Source organism: Streptococcus vestibularis (genome assembly GCF_900636445.1).
Taxonomy (GTDB): Bacteria; Bacillota; Bacilli; order Lactobacillales; family Streptococcaceae; genus Streptococcus; species Streptococcus vestibularis.
On sequence record NZ_LR134275.1, the window covers coordinates 119,929 to 132,878 of the forward strand.

The 12,950-nt window shown below is 40.0% G+C and carries 13 protein-coding genes; all 13 read left to right on the forward strand.

Annotated elements, in window-relative coordinates:
- The first annotated feature begins 142 nt into the window (after positions 1 to 142).
- The 13 genes from EL076_RS00740 to EL076_RS00800 all read left to right on the forward strand — a co-directional run bounded on the left by EL076_RS00740 (position 143) and on the right by EL076_RS00800 (position 12,754).
- Entirely contained in the window at positions 143 to 1,360 is a 1,218-nt protein-coding gene (locus EL076_RS00740) for a CapA family protein (RefSeq protein WP_003092345.1), read from the forward strand.
- Between the two features lie 320 nt (positions 1,361 to 1,680).
- Positions 1,681 to 1,947: an ACT domain-containing protein gene (locus EL076_RS00745; RefSeq protein ID WP_003092287.1), complete on the forward strand. Its 267-nt coding sequence runs from the start codon at positions 1,681 to 1,683 to the stop codon at positions 1,945 to 1,947.
- 17 nt (positions 1,948 to 1,964) lie between these two features.
- Positions 1,965 to 3,302 carry a PFL family protein gene (locus tag EL076_RS00750; RefSeq protein WP_003092306.1) on the forward strand — a complete coding sequence of 446 codons (1,338 nt, stop codon included), beginning with the start codon at positions 1,965 to 1,967 and terminating at the stop codon, positions 3,300 to 3,302.
- 116 nt (positions 3,303 to 3,418) lie between these two features.
- Positions 3,419 to 4,123: a histidine phosphatase family protein gene (locus EL076_RS00755; RefSeq protein WP_003092360.1), complete on the forward strand. Its 705-nt coding sequence runs from the start codon at positions 3,419 to 3,421 to the stop codon at positions 4,121 to 4,123.
- Positions 4,110 to 4,907, forward strand: a complete 798-nt coding sequence (locus tag EL076_RS00760; RefSeq protein WP_003092352.1) for a M15 family metallopeptidase — start codon at positions 4,110 to 4,112, stop codon at positions 4,905 to 4,907. The genes EL076_RS00755 and EL076_RS00760 overlap by 14 nt, the downstream gene beginning before the upstream one ends.
- Complete coding sequence (locus tag EL076_RS00765) at positions 4,904 to 5,485, forward strand: glycoside hydrolase family 73 protein (protein WP_126428910.1); 582 nt, start codon at positions 4,904 to 4,906, stop codon at positions 5,483 to 5,485. The genes EL076_RS00760 and EL076_RS00765 overlap by 4 nt, the downstream gene beginning before the upstream one ends.
- 192 nt (positions 5,486 to 5,677) lie before the next feature.
- Complete coding sequence (gene hrcA, locus EL076_RS00770) at positions 5,678 to 6,712, forward strand: heat-inducible transcriptional repressor HrcA (protein ID WP_003092314.1); 1,035 nt, start codon at positions 5,678 to 5,680, stop codon at positions 6,710 to 6,712.
- Positions 6,713 to 6,751: 39 nt separating this feature from the next.
- Positions 6,752 to 7,276 carry a nucleotide exchange factor GrpE gene (gene grpE, locus EL076_RS00775; protein WP_003092317.1) on the forward strand — a complete coding sequence of 175 codons (525 nt, stop codon included), beginning with the start codon at positions 6,752 to 6,754 and terminating at the stop codon, positions 7,274 to 7,276.
- A gap of 85 nt (positions 7,277 to 7,361) precedes the next feature.
- Positions 7,362 to 9,185 carry a molecular chaperone DnaK gene (gene dnaK / locus EL076_RS00780; protein ID WP_126428911.1) on the forward strand — a complete coding sequence of 608 codons (1,824 nt, stop codon included), beginning with the start codon at positions 7,362 to 7,364 and terminating at the stop codon, positions 9,183 to 9,185.
- 365 nt (positions 9,186 to 9,550) lie between these two features.
- Positions 9,551 to 10,684, forward strand: coding sequence for a molecular chaperone DnaJ (gene dnaJ / locus EL076_RS00785; protein WP_126430133.1), 1,134 nt, complete (start codon positions 9,551 to 9,553; stop codon positions 10,682 to 10,684).
- A gap of 106 nt (positions 10,685 to 10,790) precedes the next feature.
- Entirely contained in the window at positions 10,791 to 11,540 is a 750-nt protein-coding gene (gene truA, locus EL076_RS00790; RefSeq protein ID WP_003092334.1) for a tRNA pseudouridine(38-40) synthase TruA, read from the forward strand.
- Positions 11,530 to 12,291, forward strand: a complete 762-nt coding sequence (locus EL076_RS00795; RefSeq protein ID WP_126428912.1) for a bifunctional hydroxymethylpyrimidine kinase/phosphomethylpyrimidine kinase — start codon at positions 11,530 to 11,532, stop codon at positions 12,289 to 12,291. The genes truA and EL076_RS00795 overlap by 11 nt, the downstream gene beginning before the upstream one ends.
- Entirely contained in the window at positions 12,281 to 12,754 is a 474-nt protein-coding gene (locus tag EL076_RS00800) for an ECF transporter S component (protein WP_037600219.1), read from the forward strand. Before EL076_RS00795 ends, EL076_RS00800 begins: the two co-directional genes overlap by 11 nt.
- Positions 12,755 to 12,950: the final 196 nt, after the last annotated feature.

Genomic DNA, 12,950 nt, shown 5'->3' on the forward strand with positions numbered 1-12,950 from the left:
ATGAAGTAGAGTTTTTATCTTGTCTAAGAAAACTGATCTTTTCAATCGTCGTGGAATTGAGATGTAACCGTTTATTAATCTTTTTTATCATCTATGGATAACATTTTTTTGTTACACTAGGAGTATGAAAAAGGAGATTATGATGAAACAGAGCCAAGCTAAAAAGCATGACAATGCGATGACTAATAAGATTTTGATGGGATTGATTGCTCTTGTCTTAGGTTTGCTTTTTCTTGAAATTTTGATTATTCATAGTAAAAATGAGCAGCAAAAGAGTGCTTCGAATCAAGTACAGACAGCACGTATCATGGCTAATGGGGACTTACTTTATCATGACGGTCTCTATATGAGTGCCTTACAGGCAGATGGTAGCTATGATTTCACGGAGAATTTTACATATGTGAAGCCATGGTTAAAGCAGGCTGATTTGGTCTTGGGTGATTTTGAGGGAACTATCAATCCTGATTATCCTTTGTCAGGCTACCCTTTGTTTAATGCTCCTCAATCAGTGACCGCAGCTATTAAGGATGCTGGCTATGATGTTATGGATTTGGCCCATAATCATATTTTGGACTCTGGTTTAGAGGGAGCTTTTACAACGGCTGATGCTTTTAAAGAGGTGGGCATTGACCCTGTTGGTGTTTATGAAAATCCTGTGCGTGATAAGGCGCCACTCCTCATCAAGAATGTTAATGGGATCAAGGTTGCAATACTTTCCTATGCTTATGGTTACAATGGCTTAGAGTCGAACTTGACGGATAAAGAGGTTGCAGACCACTTATCGAATTTGGATGAAAAACGTATGAAAGCCGAGATTCAGCGTGCAGAAAAAGAGGCTGATGTTACGGTTATCATGCCACAGATGGGCGTGGAATATCGTTTGGAACCGACAGATGAACAGATAACACTTTACCATAAGATGATTGATTGGGGTGCAGATATTATCTTTGGAGGTCACCCTCATGTGGTTGAGCCATCTGAGGTGGTTAAAAAGGATGGACAGCAGAAACTCATTATTTACTCAATGGGAAATTTCATCTCTAACCAGCGCATAGAGACTATGGATGGTGTGGATAGTGCGAAGTGGACAGAGAGGGGTGTCTTAATGGATGTTACTCTGGAGAAAAAGAATGGTCAAACCGCGATTAAGACAGCTCAAGCGCATCCAACCTGGGTTAACCGTACACCTAAGGGAACAACTTCGCCAGAGGGATATCCTTTATATACTTATCAAACCTATATTTTAGAGGATTTCATTAAAGGTGGAAAATACAGAAATAAACTGGACGAAGAAACCGAAGAGCGTATAGATACTGCCTATAAAGAAATGAATGCTCATGTTAATCTAAAATGGAAATAAGGCTAAGATATCGCTGAAATTTGGCGATATTTTTCTTTATCGACAAGTTACCAACAGACTTATCCACAGATGTGGAAAAGTCTGTTGATAGTGTTGAATGTTGATTTTTCAAGGTTTTAAAAAAAGAAAATTATTTAGGTTGTGAACAAGTTTATCCACAAGTAGCTAGGTCAAGGAGAGGATGTTTTCATAAACGATATTAGGTGAATTTCTCGGAAACATTCGTCTTTTTCAAGAAAAAAGAAGCAATTTTCATAAAAAATAGCATTTTTAATCAAAATATGCTAAAATTATACAAAATTAAATGATGGAGGCTTCTCATGAAAGCGATTATTACAGTTGTAGGTAAGGACAAAGCAGGTATTGTTGCAGGTGTTGCGACTAAGGTCGCAGAACTTGGTTTGAATATTGACGATATCTCTCAAACAGTTCTTGATGAATTCTTTACCATGATGGCGGTTGTATCATCGGAAGACAAACAAGATTTTACACACCTACGTGCTGAATTGGAAGCCTTTGGTGAGTCATTAAACGTCAAAATCAACATCCAAAGCTCAGCGATTTTTGATGCCATGCACAACTTATAAGATAGGAGTAGTTTAAAATGGATATTAAACAGGTTACAGAAACCATTGCCATGATTGAGGAACAGAACTTTGATGTTCGTACCATTACCATGGGGATTTCACTCCTAGACTGTATCGATTCAGATATCGATAAGGCGGCGGAAAAAGTCTATAATAAGATTGTATCTAAGGCTAAGAATTTGGTAGCTGTTGGTGACGAAATTGCTGCTGAACTTGGTATTCCGATTGTTAATAAACGTGTTTCTGTTACTCCGATTTCAATTATCGGTGCGGCGACAGATGCGACAGATTATGTACCTTTTGCCAAGGCACTAGACCGAGCAGCTAAGGAAATTGGCATTAACTTTATTGGTGGTTTCTCTGCATTAGTTCAAAAGGGCTACCAAAAAGGTGATGAGATTCTTATTAATTCTATCCCACGTGCGCTTGCTGAGACTGATTTTGTCTGCTCATCTGTCAACATTGGTTCAACAAAGACTGGTATTAACATGACAGCGGTACGTGACATGGGACGTATCATCAAAGAGGCTTCTGAGGCAGATCCAATGGGGCCAGGTAAATTGGTCGTCTTTGCTAATGCGGTTGAAGATAATCCATTTATGGCAGGCGCCTTCCACGGTGTTGGTGAGGCTGATGTTGTAATCAATGTTGGGGTTTCAGGTCCCGGTGTTGTGCAACGTGCTGTTGAGAAGGTTCCAGGTGAAAGTTTTGATGTTTTAGCTGAAACAGTTAAGAAAACCGCCTTTAAAATCACGCGTGTAGGGCAGTTGGTTGGTCAAATGGCTAGCGAACGTCTAGGTGTCGAGTTTGGTATAGTAGACTTGTCTCTTGCGCCAACTCCGGCAGTGGGTGATTCGGTAGCTCGTGTACTTGAAGCGATGGGGCTTGAAGTTGTTGGGACGCATGGTACTACTGCGGCTCTAGCTCTTCTTAATGACCAAGTTAAAAAAGGTGGTATCATGGCATGTAATCAGGTTGGTGGTTTGTCAGGTGCCTTTATCCCAGTTTCTGAAGATGAGGGAATGATTGCAGCGGTTCAATCTGGGCATATTAACCTTGAAAAATTAGAAGCCATGACGGCTATCTGTTCTGTTGGTCTAGATATGATTGCCATTCCTGCTGATACGCCAGATACAACAATTGCTGCCATGATTGCTGATGAAGCAGCTATTGGTGTCATTAACCAGAAAACAACAGCCGTTCGTATTATTCCTTATGGTAAGGAAGGGGACATGTTGGAACTTGGAGGTCTTCTTGGCTATGCACCAGTAATGAAGGTGAACAAAGCTTCATCGGCTGACTTCATTGCGCGTGGTGGCCAAATCCCAGCCCCTGTTCACAGCTTTAAAAACTAAGCGGATGATAAGTGCTTTACCGAATTGGTAAGGCATTTTCTGATGATTTTGCTAGCTAGATAGTCGGGTGGATTTGTGCTATAATGAATTCAAAATGACGGAAAGAAGGAGGGGTTATGAGTAAGGTTAAGTTGTATATTGCGAGACACGGCAAAACCATGTTTAACACCATTGGTCGTGCACAAGGTTGGTCTGATAGCCCTTTGACTCCGTTCGGTGAAGAAGGTATTCGTGAATTGGGGGTAGGTCTGAAAGCAGCAGGTATTTCTTTCAAGGCCGCATATTCTAGTGATTCAGGTCGAACGATTCAAACCATGGATATCATTTTACGTGAGACGGGTTTGGAAACCATTCCTTATAAACGTGACAAACGTATCCGTGAGTGGTGTTTTGGTAGTTTAGATGGTGGCTATGATGGTGAACTTTTTTATGGTGTGCTACCGAGAACAGATGCTTTTCAAGGTAAGGAGTTACATGAGGTAACTTATCCTGAGCTTGCACAAGGTATCCTTGATGTGGATACGGCTGGTTGGGCAGAGTCTTGGGAAGTACTCAGAAAACGTATTATAGAAGGGTTTACAGCTATTGCAGAAAATCTTGAGAGGTCTGGTGGTGGTAATGCTATCGTTGTTAGTCACGGTATGACCATTGCAACCTTTGCTTGGTTAATTGATCCTTCTGTAGAGCATCCTTCATTGGACAACGGTTCGGTTACTGTTGTTGCTTATGAAAATGGTAAATTTACATTAGAAGCGCTTGGCGATATGACCTATCGTCAGGTTGGGCGAGAGATAATAGAAAAAGAAAATGGTAAAAAATAACTATCCAAGTCGCCGTAAGGCGAAAAAGCAAACTAACTGGTTTTTGGTTATCAGTGGTGTCTTGATTACAGTTCTTTTAGTTGCAGCAGGACTTTATTCAGTATTTGGTGTCAGTCGTACGGTCCAACAAACCAATGGATTATCAGTAACAAAAAGTAGTAAGCAAGCTACCGATGCGACTCAAAGCAAGGATACAAAGGGACTACCTGACGTATCTCCTAAAGACTGGGAATTGCTTTTGGTAAATCGAGATAATAAGTCTAAAGAACTTAATCCTGAGCTTGCTAATGTCGATGGTGTTTCTGTAGATGCAAGAATTGCTAAGAACGTTAAGCAGTTTTTAGCAGCTGCTCAAGAAATTGATCCAAGTTATCACTTGATATCAGGTTATCGTAGTGTTGCTTATCAGACAGAACTTTATAACAGTTATGTTCAGCAGGAAATGGCTGCTGATCCGACTTTGACAGAGTCTCAGGCAGAGAAGAAGGTTCAGACTTATTCACAGCCACCAGGTGCTAGTGAGCATCAGACAGGTCTTGCGATTGACATGAGTACTGTAGACAGCTTAAATGAAGCAGATCCAGATACTGTGGCTAAGGTCAAAAAGTTAGCGCCAAAGTATGGCTTTGTTCTTCGTTTCCCAGATGGTAAGACATCGTCAACAGGTGTGGGTTATGAGGATTGGCATTTCCGCTACGTTGGTAAAGAATCAGCAGAGTACATGACTGAACATAATATTACTTTGGAAGAATATTTGGCATTATTAAAGGAGAAAACTAAGTGAGACGACGTTTTAAACTAACAGCCTTCATAAGCTTAGTTGCTCTTTTCGCTTTAGGTATTCTCTTGCCTTTGATTCTTCATGCCTCTACAGATGATAATGCTCGTTCGGTAAAGGTTGCTTATACGCAGAAAGGGTTTATTGAAAACTTAGCACCAACAGCACAAAAAATGTCTAAAAACTATGGTGTCCCTGCGTCAATTCTCCTTAGCCAAGCTGCATATGAATCGAATTATGGTAGTAGTCTCTTATCTGTTAAATATCATAACATCTACAGTCTCCCTGCTCAGCCAGGTCAAGAACGTATTCGTTTAAAGGATAGTATCTACAGTAAAGGGGAATGGCAATACCAAAAGGTGGATTTTGCAGTTTTTAAGGATTGGTCAAGTTCTATGATGACTTATTTAGAAGAACTTCGCCAAGGAACGTGGGGCGAGTCGACCTATAAAGAGGTGGCAGGAACGACTAGTTATAAAGTTGCAGCAGAAAAACTACAAGCTGCGGGTTTTAGCAGTGATCCAGATTATGCCAAACACCTCATATCTATTATTGAGACCTCTCATTTGTCAAAATATGATTGATAAGATTAGAGTACCTCTGAGGTGCTCTTTTTTTGCTTTTCTAGGTCTTAAGATGTATTTTTAGCACTCTTACAAAAAGAGTGCTAATTTTTTGGTTTTTTGGGTTGACATGTTCAAGTTTAGGTGTATAATAGAATCATAAGTTAGCAGTCGATGTGTTAGAGTGCTAATAAATAGAAATGAGGTGACATCGTGATTACGCAAAGGCAAAACGCTATTTTGAATTTGATAGTTGAGATGTTCACTCGTACACATGAACCGGTTGGTTCTAAAGCGTTACAAGAATCAATTGATTCGAGTTCAGCGACCATTCGTAATGACATGGCCAAGCTTGAAAAGATGGGCTATCTTGAAAAAGCTCATACCTCTAGTGGGCGTATGCCAAGCCGAGCAGGTTTCCAGTATTTCGTTGCTAATTCTTTGAATCTTGATACGATTGATGAACAAGATATTTATCAAGTGGTCAAGGCCTTTGATTTTGAAGCCTTTAAACTTGAAGATATCTTGGATGCAGCGGCGAAGCTGCTGGCAGAAATGACAGGATGTACAGCAGTGATTCAAGATGTGGAACCGACACGACAACGTCTGACTGGATTTGACATTGTTCATCTATCCAATCACGACGCTTTAGCGGTTCTTACTCTAGATGAATCTAAGCCGGTGACAGTTCAATTTGCTATTCCAAAAAATTTCTTGTCTAGTGATTTGGAAACTCTTCATAAGCTTGTTCAAGAACGTTTTTTGGGAAACACTGTCTTAGATATCCATTACCGATTGAGAACTGAGATTCCTCAGATTGTGCAAAAGTATTTCAAAATAACAGATAATGTTCTAGATTTGTTTGATTATATCTTTTCACAACTTTTTAAGGAATTGATTTTCATCGAAGGTAAGGTTGCATCACTGACTTATGCCGACTTAAAAACCTATCAATTTTTGGACAATCCACAACATGTGGCACTTGAGCTTCGATCAGCTATCTCCGATGATGAAGTGACCAAGATTTCGGTTGCAGAATCAACTGAAGAAGTGCTTGAAAATGTCACAGTTATGAGTCATAAATTCCTGATTCCTTATCGTGGGATGGCACTCATGCATGTGATTGGTCCAGTTGAAATGGATTATCGTCGCATGGTTAGTTTGGTCAATGTTATTAGTAGAGTTTTGGTTATGAAGTTGACGGATTATTACCGTTATCTCAATAGTAACCATTATGAAGTTAATTAAGCTATAACGTTTTAAAAAGTATAGAAAGAGGTGAATGCCTTGACAGAAGATATTAAAAAAGAAGAAGTAAAAGAAGAGGAAGCTACCGAGACAACTGAAGAAGTTGTAGAAGAAACAAGGGAAACTTCTGAGCTTGAAGAAGCACAAGCGCGTGCGGAGGAATTTGAAAATAAATACCTTCGTGCCCATGCAGAGATGCAAAATATTCAACGCCGTGCTAATGAAGAACGTCAACAATTACAAAAGTATCGTAGCCAAGATTTAGCAAAAGCAATCTTGCCATCACTTGATAACCTTGAACGTGCTCTTGCTGTTGAGGGTTTGACTGATGATGTCAAAAAAGGTTTGGAAATGGTGCAAGAAAGTTTAGTGCATGCTCTTAAAGAGGAAGGAATCGAAGAAATTCCAGCTGATAGTGATTTCGATCATAACTTCCACATGGCGATTCAAACAATGCCTGCAGATGATGAACATCCAGCAGACACGATTGCACAAGTTTTCCAAAAAGGTTATAAACTCCACGAACGCGTTTTACGCCCAGCTATGGTAGTTGTATATAATTAATTGAAAACTTGTCCGAAATGACAGAAAACTATGAATGAAAGATAAAAAAAGCAAAATAGAAATTAAAGTAAAAAGGGGAAAACATATGTCTAAAATCATTGGTATTGACTTAGGTACAACAAACTCAGCAGTAGCAGTTCTTGAAGGAACTGAATCAAAAATTATCGCAAACCCAGAAGGTAACCGCACAACTCCATCTGTTGTGTCATTCAAAAACGGTGAAATCATCGTTGGTGACGCTGCAAAACGTCAAGCAGTAACAAACCCAGATACAATTATCTCTATCAAATCTAAGATGGGTACTTCTGAAAAAGTTTCTGCAAACGGTAAAGAATACACACCACAAGAGATTTCAGCTATGATTCTTCAATACTTGAAAGGTTATGCTGAAGATTATCTTGGTGAAAAAGTAACTAAAGCAGTTATCACAGTTCCTGCTTACTTCAACGATGCACAACGTCAAGCAACAAAAGACGCTGGTAAAATCGCTGGTCTTGAAGTAGAACGTATCGTCAACGAACCAACAGCAGCAGCCCTTGCTTACGGTTTGGATAAGACTGATAAAGAAGAAAAAATCTTGGTATTCGACCTTGGTGGTGGTACATTCGACGTATCTATCCTTGAACTTGGTGACGGTGTCTTTGACGTATTGGCAACTGCAGGGGATAACAAACTCGGTGGTGATGACTTTGACCAAAAAATCATCGACCACATGGTTGAAGAATTTAAGAAAGAAAATAGAATCGACTTGTCAACAGACAAGATGGCTCTTCAACGTTTGAAAGATGCAGCTGAAAAAGCTAAGAAAGACCTTTCTGGTGTCACTTCAACACAAATCAGCTTGCCATTCATCACTGCTGGTGAGGCTGGACCTCTTCACTTGGAAATGACATTGACTCGTGCGAAATTCGATGATTTGACTCGTGACCTTGTCGAACGTACGAAAACTCCAGTTCGTCAAGCCCTTTCAGATGCAGGATTGAGCTTGTCAGATATTGACGAAGTTATCCTTGTCGGTGGTTCAACTCGTATTCCTGCTGTTGTAGAGGCTGTTAAAGCTGAAACTGGTAAAGAACCAAACAAATCAGTTAACCCTGATGAAGTAGTTGCCATGGGTGCTGCTATCCAAGGTGGTGTTATCACTGGTGATGTCAAAGACGTTGTCCTTCTTGATGTAACTCCATTGTCACTTGGTATCGAAACAATGGGTGGAGTGTTCACAAAACTTATTGACCGCAACACTACTATTCCAACATCTAAATCACAAGTCTTCTCAACTGCAGCAGACAACCAACCAGCCGTTGATATCCACGTTCTTCAAGGGGAACGCCCAATGGCAGCAGATAACAAGACTCTTGGACGTTTCCAATTGACTGATATCCCAGCTGCACCTCGTGGTATCCCACAAATCGAAGTTACTTTCGATATTGATAAGAACGGTATCGTATCTGTTAAAGCGAAAGACCTTGGAACTCAAAAAGAACAAACAATTGTCATCCAATCTAACTCTGGTTTGACAGACGAAGAAATTGAAAAGATGATGAAAGATGCTGAAGCAAATGCTGAAGCAGATGCAAAACGTAAAGAAGAAGTAGATCTCCGTAACGAAGTTGACCAAGCTATCTTTGCGACTGAAAAAACAATCAAAGAAACAGAAGGTAAAGACTTCGATACAGAACGTGATGCTGCTCAATCAGCTCTTGATGATCTTAAGAAAGCTCAAGAATCAGGCAATCTTGATGACATGAAAGCTAAATTGGAAGCTCTTAATGAAAAAGCTCAAGCTCTTGCAGTTAAACTTTACGAACAAGCTGCAGCAGCACAACAAGCTCAAGCAGGAGCAGAAGGTGCACAAACAGCAGATAACTCAGGCGACGACGTCGTAGACGGGGAGTTTACTGAAAAATAAGATGCAAAGCCCGTTAAAACCTCACAGTGAAAATAGGAGATTCGACGCAGAAACTTTAGTTTCTAGGAAGATTTATTTTTTTCACCAAGAGGTTAGGGGGTGCTCAATTCTGACTAATTAGTAAATGATAGTAAGAAATCCAGAGGTTGCAAACCAGCCTCTGTTTTTCGCTAAAATAAGTGAATATAAGATATAGTTTTACTTCGTATCATAACAAATAAATATAGAAAGGAACAAAGAGTGTTCGTCATTGAACACGGGCTATGGATTAAGCCAAAAAGAAAGTTGGTTTCAAGGAACTGATAGTTTATCTTCAAAACTATTACTTTGGCTTTCTCCATTAGATGCCCTTTGTATCTAAAATTATGAACAATACCGAATATTACGATCGTCTTGGGGTATCTAAGGATGCCTCTCAAGATGAAATTAAACGTGCCTATCGTAAGATGTCTAAGAAATACCACCCAGACATTAATAAAGAACCAGGTGCAGAAGAAAAATATAAAGATGTCCAAGAGGCTTACGAAACTCTAAGTGACGACCAAAAACGTGCAGCCTATGACCAATATGGACCAGATGGTGCGAATGGTTTTGGTGGTCAAGGAGGTTTTGGTGGCTTCGATGGTGGTGCAGGCTTTGGAGGCTTTGAGGATATCTTCTCTAGCTTCTTTGGTGGTGGTGCTACTCGTAACCCAAATGCTCCACGTCAAGGTGATGACCTTCAGTACCGTGTCAACTTAAGCTTTGAAGAGGCGATTTTTGGTGCAGAAAAAGAAGTGCACTACAATCGTGAAGCGACATGTAAGACATGTTCGGGATCTGGTGCAAAACCTGGAACAAGCCCTGTAACTTGTGGTCGCTGTCATGGTCAAGGGGTTATCAATGTTGATACGCAAACACCACTTGGTATGATGCGTCGTCAAGTAACCTGTGATGTCTGTCATGGAACAGGTCAAGAAATTAAGGAGCCATGTCAAACTTGTCACGGAACAGGACATGAAAAACAAAGCCATAAAGTATCTGTCAAGATTCCAGCAGGTGTTGAAACAGGTCAACAAATCCGTCTTGCTGGTCAAGGTGAAGCTGGTTTCAATGGTGGACCTTATGGAGATCTCTTTGTAATCATCAATGTTAATCCAAGTGATAAATTTACGCGTGATGGATCAACAATTTACTATACACTTAATATTTCCTTTGTCCAAGCAGCCCTTGGTGACACTGTCGAAGTACCAACAGTTCACGGAAATGTTGAGATGACCATTCCAGCAGGAACTCAAACAGGCAAAACTTTCCGTCTAAAAGGAAAGGGTGCTCCACGTCTTCGTGGAGGTTCACAAGGAGACCAACACGTTACAGTTAAGATTGTAACTCCTACGAAGCTAAATGATGCTCAAAAAGAAGCTCTCCTTGCATTTGCCAAAGCAAGTGGTGATGAAAAAATCGCACCACAGAAAAAAGGTTTCTTCAATAAAGTAAAGGATGCCTTAGAAGATTTATAAAGGAAGGACGCTTAATGCGTCTTTTTCTTTTTTGCCAGAAACTGTATGGGGTCAGTTGGCAATCGATCTACTTTTTATCCTTAAAAAAATCTGATATGATAATTTCATGGTTAGATATAAAGCGACAATTTCCTATGATGGTACACTTTTCTCAGGTTTTCAAAGACAACCAAATGCACGTTCTATTCAAGAAGAACTTGAAAAGACTCTATTACGGTTAAATAGTGGTACTCCTGTCACCGTTCATGGAGCGGGTCGCACAGATGCAGGTGTTCATGCCTATGGACAAGTTATCCACTTCGATTTACCTCAGGAGCGAGATCCAGAGAAGTTACGTTTCGGTTTAGATACACAGTGTCCAGATGATATTGACATTGTTAGTATCGAGCTTGTATCGGAGGAATTCCATGCGCGATACAACAAGCATAGTAAAACCTATGAGTTCCTAGTAGATGCAGGGCGACCTAAGAACCCCATGATGCGTAATTATGCTACCCACTATCCCTACCCTCTAAGTCTAGCTCCTATGCAAGAGGCTGCTATGGAATTGGTTGGCACACATGATTTTACAGGCTTCACAGCTTCAGGGACCTCTGTAGAAAATAAAGTGCGTACAATTACCCAGGCAAGTGTATCTATCGATGAGAAAACTGGGTTTTATATCTTTACTTTTTCTGGGAATGGCTTTCTTTATAAGCAAGTTAGAAATATGGTTGGAACATTGTTGAAAATTGGAAATGGACGCATGCCAGTTTCGCAAGTGAAGACCGTGTTGGAAAGTTGTGACCGCAATCTTGCGGGGCCAACCGCAGCAGGTAATGGGTTATATTTGAAGGAGATACGATATGAGAGATAAATTGATTTTAGCGATTTCAGGGAATGATATTTTTAGTGGTGGCGGGCTTCATGCGGATTTAGCGACCTTCACCACAAATAAACAGCATGGATTTGTGGCTCTTACCTGTCTAACAGCTATGACTGAGAATGGTTTTGAGGTCATTCCGGTTGATACTAATGTTTTTAAACAACAACTTGATTCACTAAAAGATGTCCCCTTCTCAGCAATTAAAATTGGTTTGTTGCCTAACGTTGAGATCGCAGAATTAACGTTGGATTTTGTTAAAAATCATTCTGATATTCCAATTGTCTTGGATCCCGTTTTAGTATGTAAGGAGACTCATGACGTTGAAGTTTCTCAACTACGTGATGAATTGGTTAAATTTTTCCCTTATATCACGGTTATCACTCCGAATTTACCTGAAGTCGAACTGCTTATAGATAGGAAGGTTAAGACTCTTGATGAGATGAAGCATGCGGCTAGCTATCTCAATGAATTAGGTGCTAAGACTGTCGTTGTCAAAGGTGGAAACCGCTTGGATGGTAATAAAGCGATAGATGTCTTTTATGATGGAAGAGACCACAAATTGTTTGAAGAAGCTGTGCTAGACAAAAACAATACCGGTGCAGGATGTACATTTGCTTCAAGTATAGCTAGTGAATTAGTTAAAGGATGTTCAGAAACTGAAGCTGTGGCAAATGCTAAAGCCTTTGTTTATGAATCAATTAAACAATCAAATGAATTTGGAGTAGTTCAATATGCAAAATAAGAAAACAAAAGAGCTAACATTATTGGCTATCTTAACAGCTTTATCAGTGACCTTTGGATTCGTAGCTAAAATTCCAACTCCGACAGGGCTCTTAACCTTGGTAGATGCGGGAATCTACTTCACAGCCTTCTATCTTGGGAAGAAAGAGGGGGCAATTGTGGGCGGGTTGTCTGCTTTTCTGATAGATCTGCTATCATCTGCTCCGCAATGGATGTTTATCAGTTTGTTAATCCATGGTGCACAAGGTTATTTTGCTGGCTTTAAAGGGAACTATCGTATCCTAGGCCTTCTGATTGCAGCAGTTGTGATGGTGGGTGGCTATGCACTTGCTTCAGTATTTATGTATGGAACAGGAGCTTCAATCGCAGAAGTAATTCCTAATTTCTGCCAGAATGCCCTTGGCGTAGTTGTTGGATGGGTATTGTATCAAGGATTCAAAAAAGTTCAATCTAAAAAAGGTTAATAGATTTACTAAAACCCTATTGACAATAACTAAATTGGGTGTTAAGATATAAAAGTTGTCTTAAGTGATTTGTCTCTAACTCGTAAAGGTTCCAAAACTTTAAAAAAGTTATTGACAAGTTTAAGCAGAGATGATATTATAAATAAGCTGTTTCGAAAGGGATGGCAAACGCCAAGAAGTGAAAAAAACTTTAAAA

Excerpts from the sequence above, each read along its gene's own strand:
- EL076_RS00750 (WP_003092306.1), top strand. The coding sequence starts at position 1,965 with ATGGATATTAAACAGGTTACAGAAACCATTGCCATGATTGAGGAACAG.
- EL076_RS00755 (WP_003092360.1), top strand. The coding sequence starts at position 3,419 with ATGAGTAAGGTTAAGTTGTATATTGCGAGACACGGCAAAACCATGTTT.
- EL076_RS00800 (WP_037600219.1), top strand. The coding sequence starts at position 12,281 with ATGCAAAATAAGAAAACAAAAGAGCTAACATTATTGGCTATCTTAACA.
- EL076_RS00740 (WP_003092345.1), top strand. The coding sequence starts at position 143 with ATGAAACAGAGCCAAGCTAAAAAGCATGACAATGCGATGACTAATAAG.
- EL076_RS00760 (WP_003092352.1), top strand. The coding sequence starts at position 4,110 with ATGGTAAAAAATAACTATCCAAGTCGCCGTAAGGCGAAAAAGCAAACT.
- EL076_RS00745 (WP_003092287.1), top strand. The coding sequence starts at position 1,681 with ATGAAAGCGATTATTACAGTTGTAGGTAAGGACAAAGCAGGTATTGTT.
- dnaJ (WP_126430133.1), top strand. The coding sequence starts at position 9,551 with ATGAACAATACCGAATATTACGATCGTCTTGGGGTATCTAAGGATGCC.
- truA (WP_003092334.1), top strand. The coding sequence starts at position 10,791 with ATGGTTAGATATAAAGCGACAATTTCCTATGATGGTACACTTTTCTCA.
- dnaK (WP_126428911.1), top strand. The coding sequence starts at position 7,362 with ATGTCTAAAATCATTGGTATTGACTTAGGTACAACAAACTCAGCAGTA.
- EL076_RS00795 (WP_126428912.1), top strand. The coding sequence starts at position 11,530 with ATGAGAGATAAATTGATTTTAGCGATTTCAGGGAATGATATTTTTAGT.